Origin of the sequence: Ramlibacter sp. AN1015 (genome assembly GCF_037726105.1) — a bacterium.
Classification (GTDB): Bacteria; Pseudomonadota; Gammaproteobacteria; order Burkholderiales; family Burkholderiaceae_C; genus Ramlibacter.
Window position 1 is genome coordinate 32148 of sequence record NZ_JBBJUM010000020.1, and the last position, 16293, is coordinate 48440.

General features: G+C 67.8%; 17 protein-coding genes. 14 read left to right on the plus strand and 3 right to left on the minus strand.

Features of this window, described 5'->3' with window-relative positions; all coding sequences use genetic code 11:
- Positions 1-51: 51 nt before the first annotated feature.
- From WG922_RS21280 to WG922_RS21300, 5 genes are all read left to right on the plus strand, one after another.
- Positions 52-864, plus strand: coding sequence for an ABC transporter ATP-binding protein (locus WG922_RS21280; RefSeq protein WP_340285036.1), 813 nt, complete (start codon positions 52-54; stop codon positions 862-864).
- A 5-nt stretch (positions 865-869) separates the two neighbouring features.
- Positions 870-1847 carry an MlaD family protein gene (locus WG922_RS21285; RefSeq protein WP_340285037.1) on the plus strand — a complete coding sequence of 326 codons (978 nt, stop codon included), beginning with the start codon at positions 870-872 and terminating at the stop codon, positions 1845-1847.
- Positions 1844-2545, plus strand: coding sequence for an ABC-type transport auxiliary lipoprotein family protein (locus WG922_RS21290; protein ID WP_340285038.1), 702 nt, complete (start codon positions 1844-1846; stop codon positions 2543-2545). The genes WG922_RS21285 and WG922_RS21290 overlap by 4 nt, the downstream gene beginning before the upstream one ends.
- 101 nt (positions 2546-2646) lie before the next feature.
- Complete coding sequence (locus tag WG922_RS21295; RefSeq protein ID WP_340285039.1) at positions 2647-4167, plus strand: class I SAM-dependent methyltransferase; 1521 nt, start codon at positions 2647-2649, stop codon at positions 4165-4167.
- Entirely contained in the window at positions 4164-4754 is a 591-nt protein-coding gene (locus WG922_RS21300; protein WP_340285041.1) for a GNAT family N-acetyltransferase, read from the plus strand. The genes WG922_RS21295 and WG922_RS21300 overlap by 4 nt, the downstream gene beginning before the upstream one ends.
- 50 nt (positions 4755-4804) lie before the next feature.
- Here the strand turns inward: WG922_RS21300 and WG922_RS21305 are convergent, their stop codons facing one another.
- Entirely contained in the window at positions 4805-5551 is a 747-nt protein-coding gene (locus tag WG922_RS21305) for an SDR family oxidoreductase (RefSeq protein WP_340285042.1), read from the minus strand.
- A 243-nt stretch (positions 5552-5794) separates the two neighbouring features.
- Between WG922_RS21305 and WG922_RS21310 the strand changes: the two genes are divergently transcribed.
- Positions 5795-6481 (plus strand): dienelactone hydrolase family protein, encoded by a 687-nt coding sequence (locus WG922_RS21310; protein WP_340285043.1) that lies wholly within the window; start codon positions 5795-5797, stop codon positions 6479-6481.
- A 36-nt stretch (positions 6482-6517) separates the two neighbouring features.
- Here the strand turns inward: WG922_RS21310 and WG922_RS21315 are convergent, their stop codons facing one another.
- Both WG922_RS21315 and hemB read right to left on the minus strand, forming a co-directional pair.
- Complete coding sequence (locus WG922_RS21315) at positions 6518-7630, minus strand: magnesium transporter CorA family protein (RefSeq protein WP_340285044.1); 1113 nt, start codon at positions 7628-7630, stop codon at positions 6518-6520.
- Between the two features lie 8 nt (positions 7631-7638).
- Positions 7639-8640, minus strand: a complete 1002-nt coding sequence (gene hemB, locus WG922_RS21320; RefSeq protein ID WP_340285045.1) for a porphobilinogen synthase — start codon at positions 8638-8640, stop codon at positions 7639-7641.
- Between the two features lie 316 nt (positions 8641-8956).
- Between hemB and WG922_RS21325 the strand changes: the two genes are divergently transcribed.
- From WG922_RS21325 to fusA, 8 genes are all read left to right on the plus strand, one after another.
- Positions 8957-9385: a CopD family protein gene (locus tag WG922_RS21325; RefSeq protein WP_340285046.1), complete on the plus strand. Its 429-nt coding sequence runs from the start codon at positions 8957-8959 to the stop codon at positions 9383-9385.
- Positions 9386-9389: 4 nt separating this feature from the next.
- Complete coding sequence (locus WG922_RS21330; protein ID WP_340285047.1) at positions 9390-10607, plus strand: VanZ family protein; 1218 nt, start codon at positions 9390-9392, stop codon at positions 10605-10607.
- Positions 10608-10634: 27 nt separating this feature from the next.
- On the plus strand, positions 10635-10958 hold the full coding sequence (locus tag WG922_RS21335) for a (2Fe-2S) ferredoxin domain-containing protein (protein WP_340285048.1): 324 nt from the start codon (positions 10635-10637) through the stop codon (positions 10956-10958).
- A gap of 2 nt (positions 10959-10960) precedes the next feature.
- A complete protein-coding gene (locus WG922_RS21340; RefSeq protein ID WP_340285049.1) occupies positions 10961-11587 on the plus strand; it encodes an alpha/beta hydrolase in 627 nt (208 codons plus the stop codon).
- A gap of 19 nt (positions 11588-11606) precedes the next feature.
- Positions 11607-12767 carry a D-alanyl-D-alanine carboxypeptidase family protein gene (locus tag WG922_RS21345; protein ID WP_340285050.1) on the plus strand — a complete coding sequence of 387 codons (1161 nt, stop codon included), beginning with the start codon at positions 11607-11609 and terminating at the stop codon, positions 12765-12767.
- Between the two features lie 159 nt (positions 12768-12926).
- Positions 12927-13304 carry a 30S ribosomal protein S12 gene (rpsL, locus tag WG922_RS21350; protein ID WP_340285051.1) on the plus strand — a complete coding sequence of 126 codons (378 nt, stop codon included), beginning with the start codon at positions 12927-12929 and terminating at the stop codon, positions 13302-13304.
- A gap of 158 nt (positions 13305-13462) precedes the next feature.
- A complete protein-coding gene (gene rpsG, locus WG922_RS21355; protein WP_340285052.1) occupies positions 13463-13936 on the plus strand; it encodes a 30S ribosomal protein S7 in 474 nt (157 codons plus the stop codon).
- A 72-nt stretch (positions 13937-14008) separates the two neighbouring features.
- The gene (gene fusA, locus WG922_RS21360) at positions 14009-16111 is read left to right on the plus strand and encodes an elongation factor G (RefSeq protein ID WP_340285053.1); all 2103 of its coding nucleotides are present in this window, start codon (positions 14009-14011) and stop codon (positions 16109-16111) included.
- Positions 16112-16293 lie beyond the last annotated feature (182 nt).

The following is a 16293-nucleotide window of genomic DNA, read 5'->3' on the forward strand; positions in this document are numbered from 1 at the left end:
CGCTCCCAAGGCGCATGGCGCCGCAATGCGCAGCACGCAGGAGGCTCGCCCGTGAATGCGTCTCTACCCATCGCGCAGCCCGTCGTCGATATCCGCAAGCTCTGGACGGTGTTCGAGGGGGGCGGTCGGCGAGCCGTCGTCCACAAGGATCTGGACCTGCGCGTCTTGCCGGGCGAGCTGTTGTCGCTGGTGGGCGGATCGGGAACCGGCAAGACCGTGCTGCTGCGCCAGGTGCTGGGGCTGGAGCGTCCGGATCGCGGCGACATTGAGGTCCTGGGCGAGCCCGTCGATCGCATGGGAGGCCCAGGTGCTGCCAGCCGCATCGGGATGCTGTTCCAGCACGGTGCGCTGTTCTCGGCCTTCAGCGTGCTCGAGAACATCGCCTTTCCCCTGCGCGAGCTGCGCACGCTCTCGCCCGTGCTGGTGCGCGACGCGGCCATGGTGAAGTTGCGCATGGTGGGCCTGCAGCCGCAGGACGCCGACAAGATGCCATCGGACCTGTCCGGCGGCATGATCAAGCGCGCCGCACTGGCCCGCGCCCTCGCCATGGACCCGCCGCTGCTGCTGCTGGACGAGCCGACCGCCGGACTCGACCCCGACAGCTCGGACGCCTTCGTCGCGCTGCTGCGCTCGCTGCACCGCGATCTGGGGCTGACTGTCATCATGGTCACCCACGACCTCGACACCCTGTTCGAGCTCTCCACCCGCGTCGCGGTGCTGGCCGAACAGCGCGTCGTGGTGAGCGGCTCGCCGCAGGAGGTGCCCTCGTTCGACCATCCCTTCGTGCGCGATTTCTTTCTGGGCGAGCGTGGCCGCCGCGCGATGGGCGTGCTGCGCGATGCGCCCGAACCCCTTCAGGAGTAGCTGCAATGGAAAACAAGGCACATGCCCTGGCCGCCGGCCTGTTCGTGCTGCTGGTCGCGGCGCTGTTGCTGCTGCTCGGCGCCTGGCTCACCCGCGACACCGCGCAGTACCAGACCTTCGAGATATCTACCCGCGAATCCGTCACGGGGCTGCAGGAACAGGCGCCCGTGCGCCTGCGCGGTGTGGACGTGGGCAAGGTGGAGGACATCTCCTTCGATCCACGCCAGCCGGGCAACGTGCTGGTGCGGCTGGCGGTGGACCCGCGTGCACCCGTCACCGCCGACACCTTCGCCACGCTGGGCTTCCAGGGGGTCACGGGGCTGGCCTATGTGCAGCTGGACGACCAGGGCCGGGCCGGGGCACCGCTGCAGGCGCAGGACGGCGCCACGCCACGCATCCCGCTGCGGCCCGGGCTGGTGAGCCGCCTGGGCAACCAGGGCGAGGACATCCTGGCGCAGGTGGAGCAGCTGTCCAAGCGTCTGAACCAACTGCTCGATGATCCCAACCAGCAGCGCATCGCCGCCGCGCTGGAAGGTGTCGAGCAGGCCGCGCAAGGCATGGGCCGGCTGGCCGATCAGGCGACGCTGGTGCTGAACGCGCAGCTGGGGCCCGATCGCGTCAGCCTGCCCGAGGCGATCAAGAGCGTCACCGCTGCGGCCCAGGCCCTGCGCACCACGGCTCTGGAGGCGCGCAACACCCTGCAGCCGCTCGGCCAGGCGGCACAGCGGCTCAATGCCGAAGGCGGCGCCGTCGATCGCCTGACCGAGGGCGCAGCGGCGCTCGCGCAGGCTGCCGGATCCTTCAACGGTTCCACCCTGCCGCGCATCAACGAAATGGCCGAAGAGGCCACGCGCGCCGCGCGCCAGCTGCAGGGGGCCGCCTCCGGCCTGCAGGAGAACCCGCGCAGCCTCCTCTTCGGCCCGAGGCGCCTGCCACCCGGGCCGGGCGAGCCGGGATTCGTCGAACCGGGAGGTGCGCCATGAGCACGTCACGCGCCGATCAGGTCGAAGCGCCTTGGCACGCCCTGCTGTCGCGGCTGCGGCTGCGGCGCGGCGCGGTGCTCTGCGCGCTGGTGGCGGCCTGCGCGGGCTGCACGAGCATCGTGAGCGCGCCCGAGCAGCCCACGCTGTTCGACCTGGGGCCGCTGCCGGCTCCGGCCGCCGCCCCTGCCGACGCGGCCGCACCCCTGGTGCTGCCCGAACTCGAGGCCAGCGGCCTGCTGGACCGCCGTTCGATCCTGTATCGGCTCGACTACGGCGACGGACGGGCGCTCCTGCCCTATGGCGCCTCGCGCTGGAGCGCGCCGGTCGCCGAGCTGGTGCACGAGCGAATCGCCGCGCACCTCGCCCGCGAACGTACGGTGCTGCGGCCGGGCGAGATGACGGCCGTGGCACGCGCCGGCGCGCAGGCACCCCAGGTGCTGCGCCTGCAGCTGCAGGAATTCGCCCAGCATTTCGATGCGCCCGGCCGCAGCCACGGCCGCGTGCGGGTGCTGGCCACCTTGCTGCAGTCGAGCCCGACGGGCGACCGGCTGCTCGGGCAGCGCGCCTTCCGGGTGAGCGCCCCTGCGCCTACGGGCGACGCCGCGGGCGGTGTCGCCGCCCTGTCGCAGGCGGTGGACGCACTCGCGCTGCAGCTCGGCCAGTGGCTACAGGAGCACAGCGGCCGAAGGGCCCCGTGAACGCCGGGGTCCTGGATCTGATGAGATGCAAAGTTCCTGTTGATCTATTGTTGAGTTAACTTTCTAATTCAGCTTTCCATCGGAGAACGAAGGAGTGCTGAATGCATCACAACTGGTCGGGCGGATACGTGGCGGACATGACCTACTCGCATGGCTACTACCACGAGCTGGCTCCCTCCTTCATCCGGTTCTTCCTGCTCATGAACGGCTACGCCAACGCCTCGCAGGGAGGCTCCTACAACTACTGCGAGCTGGGCTACGGGCAGGGCGTCTCGTGCAACCTGCACGCGGCCGCCAACCCTCGGGGCCGGTTCGCGGGCACCGACTTCAATCCCGAGCACGCGCTCTTTGCCCAGGCGCTGGCCGGCCAGGGCGGGCTTCGGCCCGAGCAGGCCGACTGGCGCGCGCTGGGCTTCCCCGACATGCTCGAGGTCGAGCTGCCGCAGTTCGATTTCGTCACCCTGCACGGCGTCTGGTCCTGGATCGACGGGGCCGCGCGGCACGCTCTGGTGGAATTTCTGCGCCGCCGCCTCAAGCTCGGTGGCGTGGTCTATCTCAGCTACAACGTGATGCCCGGCTGGTCGGCCGAGAAGCCCCTGCGCGACCTGCTGTGGCTGCATACGCGCCAGGTCGGCTCGCGGGGCGCGGGAACCGCTGCCCGCATCGAAGGCGCCCTCGCGTTCGCCGACGCGCTTCGCAAGGGCAAGGCGAGCTTCTTCAATGCCAACCCGCCGGCGAGCCAGATGCTCGACGACATGCTGCGCGACGACCGGCACGTCGTTGCCCACGAGTACTTCAACGAGGCCTGGCACCTGACCTACTTTGCCGACGTGGCCGAGGCGCTCGACGCCGCAAACCTGTCCTTCGCATGTTCGCTGCATCGCAGCGACCTGACCGGAGACGTGTTCCAGCGCACGCAGGCGCTCGGGCTGAACCGGCTTCCCACGGCCTTGCGGCAGACGGCGAACGACTTTGTCCTCAACCGCCGCTTTCGCCGCGACGTCTTCGTCCGCGGCGCCGCGCGCATGGACGCGTCCCAGCGCGACGCCGCGCTGCGTGAGGTGAGTCTCGTCCTGCAGCGGCCGGCCAGCGCCATCGTGCCGGCCCTGCAGACGCCGTACGGCACCGTGTCGCTGGACGCGGCCATTACCCGCCAGATCGCTCGCGTGATGGCGGAGATCTCGCGACCCATCTCGATCGGCGAGCTGATCGCGCAGGCGGATCTCCACTCGGTTCAGCTCGAGCGGGTGTTCGAGGTGCTCGCGGCGCTGGTCGCCCAAAGCCAGCTGGCGCCGGTGTTCACCGACGATGCCGCGTGCGCCGGCGACGCGCGGTGCGAGACGATGAACCGCCATGTGGCTGCGCGCGCGCGCCACGATGACGTTCTGCGCTATCTCGCCTCGCCGGTCACCGGGCAGGCCGTCGAGGCGAGCCGGACCGACCGCCTGTTGCTGCTGGCGTGGACGCTCGGCGCGCGCAGCCCCGAGGCGCTGGCGGCGCTCGCCATGCGCGAGGCCGGCGATGCCGCGGCCGAGTGCGCTGCACGGGCCGAGGAATTCACCGCTTCCATCGTGCCGCTGTGGCGGCGTCTCGGTATCCTTGCGGAAGGCAGCGCAGCATGATGAACCTCAACACCGACGGCATGGGCGCCAGCGTGCAGGCGACGATCTGGCTGGAAAACGAGCACTGGTGGCTGTATGCGGTGCACCCCAGCTTCGCCGGCCTGTACGCACGCTTTCACGCGCGCAACCGCGAGCACCTGCAGATGGCCATGACCCAGACGCCCGAGCTCGAGCGCACCGAATACTGGGAGGGCGAACTGCCGCGCCGGCAGGCGGCGATGGAAGCCGGTCAGGCGGTCCACCTCGTGGGCTTTCCCAAGGAAGGCGGCGACGGCGAGATCGGCTGCCTCAACAGCTACTGGGCCATCGAACACGGCGACTTCCGCGCCTGCACCATCAGCTTCATGGTCGAACACTCCCTGCAAGGGCGCGGGCTCATGTATGCGGCGGCCGCACCGGCGTGCCGCGAGGTCCTCAGCCGCTACCGGCTCCACCGCATCATGGCCACGCACCTGCCCGAGAACCTGCGCAGCGCCAAGCTGCTGCGCCGCCTGGGCTTTGCGGTAGAGGGCTATGCGCGCGACTTCATCATCATCAACGGCCAGTGGCGCGACAACGTGCTGCTGTCGCTGCTGGAAGATTCCTGAGGCGGCTCGCCGCGGCGACCGCGCCCACTTCGCGCACGCGTAGCCTTCGCTCAGCGGCCGCCGGACACCTCGAGCAGGCTCATCGTCGTGTAGCTCGCCTCTTCCGATAGCAGCCAGACGATGGCGTGAGCCACTTCCTCGGCCGAGCCACCGCGTTGCATCGGGACCTGGTGGGATAGATCCTGCACCCGTGCCGCCCAGCCGCCCGAGGCGTGGATCTCCGTGTCGATCAAGCCGGGGCGCACCGCGTTCACGCGGATTCCGTCTGCGGCGACTTCGCGCGCCAGGCCGAGCGTGAAGGCATCGATCGCGCCCTTGGCGGCGGCATAGTCCACGTACTGTCCCGCCGACCCCAGGCGCGCCGCCGCACTCGACACGTTCACGATGGCGCCACCGCCGCCGCCGTGTCGGCGCGCCATGCGGCGCACCGCTTCGCGCGCGCAGAGCATGGAGCCGATCACGTTGATGTCGAACATGCGCCGCCACCGCTGCACGGTCATGGCATCGAGGCGTGCCGCGACATCGACGACGCCGGCGTTATTGACCAGCGCCGTTAGGCGACCCCATTTCGCGTCGATGCGCTCGAACATGGCCAGCACCTGGCCTTCGTGCGCCACGTCGGCCTGCACGGCCATGGCGATGCCGCCGCTAGCGCGGATCCGCCGCACCACCTCGTCGGCGGCGAGCGAGTTGGCGGCGTAGTTCACGGCAACCGCATAGCCGCGCCGCGCAGCGAGAAGCGCCGTCGCCGCGCCGATGCCCCGGCTGCCACCGGTAACCAGAATCACCTTGTCCATCCGTAGCTCCCGTGCCGCGACCCGGCTAAGCTTGCTTCCCCGAATCACCGAACCTGGCGTCACGCAGCCGGGTCCTGGGGACCGCCGTGCGCCAGCGCATCGATTATTTCCTTGCCGCCGTCGGTCCCTGGGACCATCCCGGAACGCCTGGTGCGGTTCGCGCGCGAGGCCGATGCAATCGTCCCGACCTGCCGGCGCTGAAACTCTCGAGACCAACCCGATCCAACGCAAAGGAGCAAGCTCATGGGTGACTTCATCGATCTGAAGGCTGCAGATGGCCAGGTGTGTGCCGCCTATTTGGCGCGACCGAGCGGCACGCCCCGCGGTGCCGTGGTGGTGCTGCAGGAAATCTTCGGCGTGAACTCGCATATCCGCTCGGTGGCGGACGGCTATGCCGCCGACGGCTACCTGGCCCTCGCGCCGTCCACGTTCCAGCGGGTCAAACCGGGCGTGGAGCTCGGCTATTCCGAGGCGGACATGCAAGCGGGCTTCGCCTTGAAGACCGCGGCCGAGGCGCTGCCGGCGCCGGGCGTGCTGCAGGACATCCAGGCGGCGATCAGCCGCGCCGGGGAGGGCGGCACAAAGGTGGGCATCGTGGGCTACTGCTGGGGCGGCCTTCTGTCCTGGCGCGCCGCGTGCACGCTGGAAGGCCTGTCCGCCGCAGTGGCGTACTACGGCGGCGGCATGACCACGCCGGACGAGCGCGCGCGCACGCCGCGCGTGCCGGTCATGGCCCACTTCGGCGATCAGGACCACTGGATCCCGCTGGACAGCGTGGAGGCCTTCAGGCGCGACCATCCCGAGGTCGAGGTGCACGTCTATGCGGCCAACCACGGCTTCAACTGCGACCAGCGCGGCTCGCACAACGCCGAGGCAGCGCGCATGGCGCGCGAGCGCAGCCTCGCATTTTTCGCCCGGCATCTCGGCTGAGAGCGGCTGCAGCGGCACCGGCGTGGCAGGCCGCTTTCAGCGGCTCGCGCGTGACAGGTAGCGCTTGCGCCAGAAGACCACGCCGAGACTCACGGCCAGCACCACCATCGCGGCGATCGCGATCCAGAACCCCTGGTCGCGGTGCAGCAGGGGCATGGCATCGAAGTTCATGCCGAAGATGCCGGTGATCAGGTTCAGCGGCAGGAAGATCGCCGTGAGCGCAGTGAGGGTGCGCATGATGTTGTTGGCGCGGTGGCTCTGCGATGAGAAGTGGATCTGCACCGCCGCCTCCGCGCCCTGCTCCATGCGACGCACCTGGTGCGCGACGCGGCGGATGTGCTCGATGATGTCGTTCGCCCGGGCCACCAGCACGTCGCGCTCGGCCTGTGCGAGCGTGGCGGACGGCTGGGCACGCACCGTGTCCAGCCACTCTTCGACGGCATCGTTCTGCTCTTCGCACAGGTCCTCGAGCTGGTGCAGTTCAGCGCGAGCGACCATCAGGGCCTTCCAATCGGCCTGGTTCGCGCCCGGCTGCAGCAGTGCGTCTTGCCACTGCCCGAGCTCGGCTGCGAGCAGCTTGCGCAGCTCCAGGTAGCCATCGACCATCTCGTTGATCAGGCGCAGCATCAGATCGGCCGGACCGCTGGGCTGGCGGCTGCGGCCCACGACCACCACCGCCTCGGTCTGCGCAGCCTCGGCGATGGTGCGCTGGATGTGGAGGCGGGCCGTCTCACAGCCGGCCGGATGCACGGACACCAGCAGCCGGTCGAACACCGCGAAGCCCACCGCACGCGTGCGTATGCGGTGGAAGCTGGCCAGCGTGCTCGGATGCCGGGGCGCCGCGGTGGCACCGTCCACCTGCAGTTCGGCGTCGATCTCCGCCGACGTGGCGAGGCGACGGAACACCACCAGGTCATACACGGACGTGTAGTCGTAGTGCGAGGGGTGGGCGCGGTTTTCGAGGTCCTTGACGTGCAGGTCGAGCAGGCTCGAGCCGCCCAGCCGCAAGGCCGCCGACTGCAGCTGCGGCAGGTGCTCGCGCAGCTCGTCGCGGCTCAGGTAGACCCAGACGAAGCCGCGCGCCGGCGGCGCGGCCGGCAGGCAGTCCAGGAAGCGCAGCGTGCCTTCGGTGAACTCGACGATCTGCACGGGCGGTGTCAGGCGCGCAGGCGCTCGGCCGCGTCGAGCGCGAAGTACGTGAGGACGCCGTCGGCACCGGCGCGCTTGAACGCCAGCAAGCTCTCGAGCATCACCGCATCGTGGTCCAGCCATCCGTTCTGCGCCGCGGCCTTGAGCATCGCGTACTCCCCCGACACCTGGTAGGCGAAGGTGGGTACGCGGAAGCTGTCCTTGACCCGGCGGACCACGTCGAGGTAGGGCATTCCGGGCTTGACCATCACCATGTCCGCGCCTTCCGCGATGTCCAGGGCGACCTCGCGCAGGGCCTCGTCGGTATTGCCCGGGTCCATCTGGTAGACCTTCTTGTCGCTCTTGCCCAGGTTGGCGGCAGATCCGACCGCGTCGCGGAAGGGCCCGTAGAAGGCGCTCGCATATTTGGCGCTGTAGGCCATGATCCGGGTGTGAACGTGCGCGCCTTCCTCGAGCGCGCGACGGATCGCGCCGATGCGGCCGTCCATCATGTCGCTGGGCGCGACGATATCCACGCCCGCTTCGGCCTGCGCCAGGGCCTGTTGCGTGAGCACGGCGACCGTTTCGTCATTGAGGATGTAGCCCGTCTCGTCGAGCAGGCCGTCTTGCCCGTGGCTGGTGAAGGGGTCGAGCGCCACGTCCGTCATCAGACCCAGGCCGGGGAACCGCTTCTTCAGTTCCTTCACCACCCTGGGAACCAGGCCCTGCGGATTGAACGCCTCGCGCCCGTCCGGCGTCTTGAGGGAAGGCTCGATTACCGGGAACAGCGCCATCACTGGAATTCCAAGGGCGACACAACGCTCGGCCACCGGCAGCAACAGGTCCAGCGTCAATCGCTCCACGCCAGGCATCGAGGCGACCGCATCGCGCCGCCCGCTGCCGTCCTGCACGAATACCGGATAGATCAGGTCGTGTGCACTCAGGCGATGTTCGCGCACGAGGTCGCGCGTGAAGGCGTCTCGGCGCAGCCGGCGCGGTCGGCCCAGGGGGTACGGAGCGAAGGAGGTCATGGCGAAAATTGTGCCGTATCGGCCAAACGGGGCGCGTGGCGCCAGTTGCTGTTTAGTTCCAAATGATTCATTTATCGCGTACTACAGGCGAATTGCATTCTTGCCGCTTGAAAGCACGACGGCTGTTTGTTAAATTGCGCACGGGCGGCTTGCCGCTCCCCGCTTTTCCTCCCTGAGCGGGCGCCTTAATGTGTGACAGCAACAAGGCTTCCCACCCCGGCTTGCAAGCCGGGGTTTTTTTTTGTCCGTGCGAGAGGCGTTTCAGTGGCGATGCGTCGTGCTGGGCGCCGCCCAGCCGCTCACTACACTCGGTCGCATGCTCTGGGTCAAAGCCTTCCACATCGTCTTCATCGCCAGCTGGTTCGCCGGCCTGTTCTACCTTCCCCGCATCTTCGTCAATCTCGCCATGGTCGAACCAGGCTCGCTCGCCGAGCGAGAGCGGCTTCTCACCATGGCACGCAAGCTCCTGCGCTTCACGAGCTTGCTCGCACTGCCGGCCGTCGGGCTCGGTCTGTGGCTCTGGCTCGGGTGGGGCATCGGGCGTGGCCCTGGCAGCGGCTGGATGCATGCGAAGCTGGCGCTCGTCATCGTCACGCTGGGCTACCACCATGCCTGCGGCCTGCTGCTGCGGCGTCTCGCTTCCGGCCGCGACACGCGCAGCCACCGCTGGTATCGCTGGTTCAACGAGATGCCCGTGCTGCTGCTCACCGGCATCGTGGTGCTCGTGGTGGTCAAGCCTTTCTAGGCGAATGGGCCCTGCGCACAAGACATCGGCCTGGCCGCTGGCGCACGCCTACGGTGCGCTGATCATTTATGCGAGCCTGTACCCCTTCGAAGGCTGGCGCACCCAGGGCATCTCGCCGTGGGCCTTCCTGCAAAGCCCCTGGCCACGCTGGTGGACGCCGTTCGACCTGGCGGCCAACGTCCTGGGCTATGCGCCTTTGGGCTTCCTCCTGGCCCTGGCCTGGTTGCGCCGGGATCCGGGCGCCGTGCAGCCCTCCCGGCGCTCGGCCATCGGGGCGGCCGCACTGGCCGGCGCGGCCCTGTCGTTCGCTATGGAGTCGCTGCAGACCTACCTGCCCTCGCGCGTTCCGTCCAACCTGGACTTCGGCCTGAACCTGGTCGGTGCCCTCATGGGCGCGGCCCTGGCTGCTGGCCTGGAGCGCGCGGGTGCGATCGCACACTGGAGCCGGTGGCGGGCCCGCTGGTTCGTCTCGCATGCTCGCGGCGCCCTGGTGCTGCTGGCCTTGTGGCCTCTCGCGCTGCTGTTTCCCGCGTCGGTTCCGTTCGGACTCGGCCAGGTGTTCGAGCGCGTCGAGACAGCGCTGGCCGACTGGCTGCTGGACACGCCCTTTCTCGAGTGGCTGCCGGTGCGCGATGTCGAACTGCAACCGCTGGTGCCCGCCGTGGAACTCGCATGCGTTGCGCTCGGAGCGCTGATTCCGTGCCTGCTCGGCTATTCGGTCATGCACTCGGTACGCCGGCGTGCCGTGTTGGGCGCTTGCACCATCGCCGCCGGTCTCTGCGTCACGGCCTTGTCCGCCGCCCTGAGCTGGGGCCCGCTGCACGCCTGGGCGTGGATCAGTCCGGCGGTGCGGGCCGGCACGGCGGTGGGGCTGCTGCTGGCGCTTGCCGCCTTGCCGGTGCCGCGGCGCGGCTGCGCGGCGCTGCTGCTGCTCGCGCTGGTGCTGCATCTGACCTTGTTGAACCAGGCTCCGGCCAGCGCGTACTTCGCCAACACGCTGAGCACCTGGGAGCAGGGCCGCTTCATCCGTTTTCATGGCGTGGCGCAGTGGCTCGGTTGGCTCTGGCCCTACGCCACGCTGCTCTACGTGCTGCTGCGGCTGTCGCGCAGCGAAACGGGTGGTGCGCCGACGACCGATGCTTCCGACGGTGCGGCGCATGTCCGCGGCACGGCCAGGGCCGAGGCACCGGATGCCGGTGAGGCGCAGCACCGTCACCGATAATCCGGGGCCGCCCCAGGTCCCCCATCGATGTACTACAAGCACCATATCTTTTTCTGCCTCAATCAGCGTCCCGGCGGCGAGGACTGCTGCGCGCAGCACCGGGCACAGGAGGCCTTCGACCACTGCAAGTCGCAGGTCAAGGCGCAGGGGCTCGCCGGGAAGGGGCAGGTCCGCGTCAACAAGGCCGGCTGCCTCGATCGCTGCGCCGGAGGGCCGATTGCCGTCGTCTATCCGGAAGGTGTCTGGTACAGCTATGTCGACAAGCACGATATCGACGAGATCGTCGAGTCGCACCTGAAGAACGGCGTCGTGGTGGAGCGGCTCGTGACGCCGCCGCATCTCGGCCGCTGAACATGAACGTGCACAGCGAGCGCTTCACGATGAGCGGTCCGGCAGGCGCGCTCGACGTGCTGCGCGACGAGCCCGCGCCCGGGCTCCTGCGGCGCGGCACCGCCGTCATTGCGCACCCCCATCCGCTGTACGGCGGCACGATGGAGAACAAGGTCGTGCAGACGCTGGCACGTGCCTTCGTCCAGTCTGGCTGGACAGCCGTGCGATTCAACTTCCGCGGGGTCGCGGGCAGCGCCGGCACCTATGACGAAGGCGTAGGCGAGCGGCAGGACATGGAGGCCGTCGTGGCGGCGCTGGGAGGCGATGGAGCTTTGTGCCTCGCGGGATTTTCCTTCGGTGCGTTCGTGGCGAGTCACGTCGCGGCCGCGTCTTGGCCGACAAGACCGTTCGAGCGACTGGTGCTGGTCGGCGCAGCGACCTCGCGCTTCGATGTCGCGCCTCTGCCGCCCGAGTCGCACGAACGCACCCTGGTGGTTCACGGCGAATCCGACGATACGGTGCCCCTCGCATCCGTTCTGGATTGGGCCCGCCCGCAGTCACTCCCCGTTACGGTCGTGCCAGGAGGCGAGCATTTCTTTCACGGACAATTGCCGCTGCTGAAGAGCCTGATGGTCCGCCACCTCCGTTGATCCTTCCCCACCGAATTGCATGAATAGTCGTCTCGCCCGCGCGCTGGCCGCGCCGCTGCTCGCCCTGGCCTGCCTCGCCAGCCATGCCCAGACCCCCGAAGCCCCTGAGATCGCAGCCCGCAGCTATCTGCTGCTGGACCTCACCGCCAACCAGATCCTGGCGGGCCGCGACATCGACACGCCGGTGGAGCCTGCGTCGCTGACCAAGCTGATGACGGCCTACCTGGTGTTCGACGCCCTCCGCGCCAAGAAGATCGACCTGAAGCAGACGCTTCCGGTCAGCCAGCGCGCCTGGAAGATGCCGGGCTCGCGCATGTTCATCGATCCGAAGATGCAGGTGCCGGTCGAGGATCTGATCAAGGGCATGGTCGTGCAGTCGGGCAACGACGCAACCGTGGCCCTGGCCGAAGGGGTGGGCGGCAGCGTCGAGCGCTTTGTCGAACTCATGAACGACCAAGCCAAGGCGCTGGGCATGAAGTCCACCTCCTACCGCAATCCGGAAGGCCTGACGGCGCCGGGCCACACCACCACCGCGCGGGACCTGAGCATCCTTGCCGGACGTCTCCTGCACGACTTCCCCGAGTTCGTCGGCTACTACGCGATGAAGAAGTACCGCTACGAAGGCACGCCGGCGGCCAACGACACCAACCGCAACGTGCTGCTGTTTCGAGACCCGACCGTCGATGGCTTGAAGACCGGGCACACCGCGGCTGCGGGGTATTGCCTGGTCGCGACTGCCAAGCGCGAGTTCCCCAACCTGGGCTCGCGGCGGCTGCTGTCGGTGGTGCTGGGCGCCGGCAGCGAGAACGCCCGCGCGAACGAATCGCAAAAGCTGCTGAACTGGGGGTACACGGCCTACGAGGCGGTGAAGTTGTTCGATGCGAACCAGGCCGTGGTGACGCCCGCCGTCTGGAAGGGAACCCAGTCGCAGGCGAAGCTCGGCCGCGCCGAACCCATCGTGGTTGCCGTTCCCGCCGGAACGGCGGCACGCATCCGCACCGAAGTGGTGCGACCTGATCCCCTGGTGGCGCCCCTGGCAAAGGGCCAGAGCGTCGGAACGCTCAAGGTGCTCTCTGCCGACCAGGTGCTGCAGGAGGTCCCGCTCATGGCCCTGGAACCCGTCGCGCAGGCCGGCGTGCTCGGCCGCGCCTGGGACGCACTGCGCCTGTGGATCAAGTGATGGGACGGGGCTAAGCCCCACCATCAGGCAAGGCCTTGCGCCTTGCGCTGAAGCTCGCCGGGCTATACTGGAGGGCTTTTCCGCTATTGGGGCGGGAATTTCGCGTGCCGCATCATCTGGCGGCGCTTCAAAGAGATCGAAGACGTTTAGGGACGTTCAATGCCAACCATCAACCAACTCGTGCGTCAGGGCCGGGAGGTCGAGAAGACCAAATCCAAGAGCCCCGCGATGCAGGATTGCCCCCAGCGCCGTGGCGTCTGCACCCGCGTGTACACCACGACCCCCAAGAAACCGAACTCGGCCCTGCGCAAGGTTGCGAAGGTTCGCCTGACCAACGGATTTGAAGTCATCTCCTACATCGGCGGCGAAGGCCACAACCTGCAGGAACACTCCGTGGTGCTCGTGCGCGGCGGTCGTGTCAAGGACCTGCCTGGCGTGCGCTACCACATCGTGCGCGGCTCGCTGGACCTGCAGGGCGTCAAAGACCGCAAGCAGTCCCGCTCCAAGTACGGCGCCAAGCGTCCGAAGAAGGCCTGATCCGTTTCGTTTCCATCGGTGCCGCGACCGCCTGGCAGGCGGAGCCGGCGTAGTGACCCCGAGCGGACATGGTGTCTGCGGGTCGAGTAAGTGAGGGCCCTGATGGCTCTCGCGGCCCCCGGAAGGGTGGCCAACTGAAGCAATTGAAGAGGTAAGAAATGCCACGTCGTCGTGAAGTCCCTAAACGTGAAATCCTGCCGGATCCCAAGTTCGGCAATGTCGAGCTCGCCAAGTTCATGAACGTGATCATGCAAGGCGGCAAGAAAGCAGTGGCCGAGCGCATCGTCTATGGCGCGCTCGAACAGATCGAGCGCAAGAATCCGGGCAAGGATCCGCTCGAAGCCTTCGTCATCGCGATCAACAACGTGAAGCCCATGGTCGAGGTCAAGTCCCGGCGTGTGGGCGGCGCCAACTACCAGGTGCCAGTGGAAGTGCGCCCGGTGCGCCGCCTGGCCCTGTCGATGCGCTGGATCAAGGAAGCTGCCAAGAAGCGCGGCGAGAAATCCATGGCCATGCGTCTGGCCAACGAACTCATGGAAGCCACGGAAGGCCGTGGCGGCGCCATGAAGAAGCGCGACGAAGTGCACCGGATGGCCGAGGCCAACAAGGCCTTCAGCCACTTCCGCTTCTAAGCACCTCCCCCTTCCCGGACATGCGGGCCCGCCACGAGCGGGCCCGAATCCGTTCAACGAAAGAGATTCATCATGGCTCGCAATACGCCCATCGAGCGGTATCGCAACATCGGCATCTCGGCGCACATCGACGCCGGCAAGACGACCACCACCGAGCGCATCCTGTTCTACACCGGTGTGAACCACAAGATCGGTGAGGTGCACGATGGTGCCGCCACCATGGACTGGATGGCGCAGGAGCAGGAGCGCGGCATCACCATCACGTCCGCCGCCACCACCTGCTTCTGGAAGGGCATGGACCTGTCCTATCCGGAGCACCGCTTCAACATCATCGACACCCCCGGACACGTGGACTTCACGATCGAGGTGGAGCGCTCCATGCGCGTGCTCGACGGTGCCTGCATGGTGTACTGCGCCGTGGGCGGCGTGCAGCCGCAGTCCGAGACGGTCTGGCGCCAGGCCAACAAGTACAAGGTGCCTCGGCTCGCGTTCGTCAACAAGATGGACCGCACCGGCGCCAACTTCTTCAAGGTCTACGAGCAGATGCGTCTGCGGCTGAAGGCCAATCCGGTTCCGATCGTCATCCCGATCGGCGCCGAGGAGAACTTCAAGGGCGTGGTCGATCTGCTCAAGATGAAGGCCATCATCTGGGACGAGGCTTCGCAAGGCATGAAGTTCGAGTACCACGAGATCCCGGCCGAACTGCTCGCGTCCGCCAAGGAGTGGCGCGAAAAGATGGTCGAGGCCGCCGCCGAAGCCAGCGAAGAGCTGATGAACAAGTACCTCGAAGAGGGCGAACTGAGCGAGGCCGAGATCAAGCTGGGCCTGCGCACGCGCACGATCGGCACCGAGATCCAGCCGATGCTGTGTGGCACGGCGTTCAAGAACAAGGGCGTGCAGCGCATGCTGGACGCGGTGATCGATTTCCTGCCGTCGCCCGTGGACATCCCCCCGGTGACCGGTACCGACGACGACGAGCAGCCGACCAGCCGCAAGGCCGACGACAGCGAGAAGTTCTCTGCCCTCGCGTTCAAGCTGATGACCGACCCCTTCGTCGGCCAGCTCACCTTCGTGCGCGTCTACTCGGGCGTGCTGTCCAAGGGCGACACCGTGTACAACCCGGTGCGCGGCAAGAAGGAGCGCATCGGCCGGATCGTGCAGATGCATGCCAACAACCGCCAGGAAGTCGATGAGATCCGTGCGGGCGACATCGCCGCCTGTGTCGGCCTGAAGGACGTCACCACCGGCGAAACCCTGTGCGACCCCGATGCGATCGTCACCCTGGAGCGCATGGTCTTCCCCGAGCCGGTGATCCGCCAGGCCGTGGAGCCGAAGTCCAAGGCCGACCAGGAAAAGATGGGTATCGCGCTGGGGCGCCTGGCCGCCGAAGACCCGTCCTTCCGCGTCAGCACCGACGAAGAGTCCGGCCAGACCATCATCGGCGGCATGGGCGAGCTGCACCTCGAAATCATTGTCGATCGCATGAAGCGCGAGTTCGGTGTCGAAGCCAACGTGGGCAAGCCGCAGGTCGCCTACCGCGAGACCGTGCGCAAGCAGGTCACCGATGTCGAAGGCAAGTTCGTGCGCCAGTCGGGCGGCAAGGGCCAGTACGGTCACGTCGTCTTCACGCTCGAGCCGCAGGAGGCCGGCAAAGGCTTCGAGTTCGTCGATGCCATCAAGGGCGGCGTTGTACCTCGCGAGTACATCCCGGCCGTGGAAAAGGGCGTGGTCGAGGCGCTGAACAGCGGCGTGCTGGCCGGCTACCCCGTGGTGGACGTGAAGGTCACCCTGACGTTCGGTTCGTACCACGACGTGGACTCGTCCGAGCAGGCGTTCAAGATGGCCGCCATCTTCGGATTCAAGGAAGCCGCGCGCAAGGCGAGCCCCGTGATCCTCGAGCCCATGATGGCCGTGGAAGTGGAGACGCCCGAGGACTACGCCGGCAACGTGATGGGCGACCTGTCGTCCCGCCGTGGCATGGTGCAGGGCATGGACGACATGGTCGGTGGCGGCAAGGCCATCAAGGCCGAGGTGCCGCTGTCCGAGATGTTCGGCTACTCGACGACGCTGCGCTCCATGTCGCAGGGTCGCGCGACCTACACGATGGAGTTCAAGCACTACGCCGAAGCTCCGCGCAACGTGGCCGAGGCGATCGTCGCCGCGCGGGCCAAGTAAGCGGTTTCGCGTTTTGCCCGCCAGGGCGTCGTCTGCGGACTGGCTCGATTAGTCTCGCGGGCGGCCCTTCGCGGCAGTCTTGTCTTCGGCGCCACGCAAGTGGTTGGCCCGCTGCCCGTGGCGCGGCCAGTGCCGGAGACGTTAAACCGTCACGGGCGACGCTCTTTATTGAGGATTCGAGT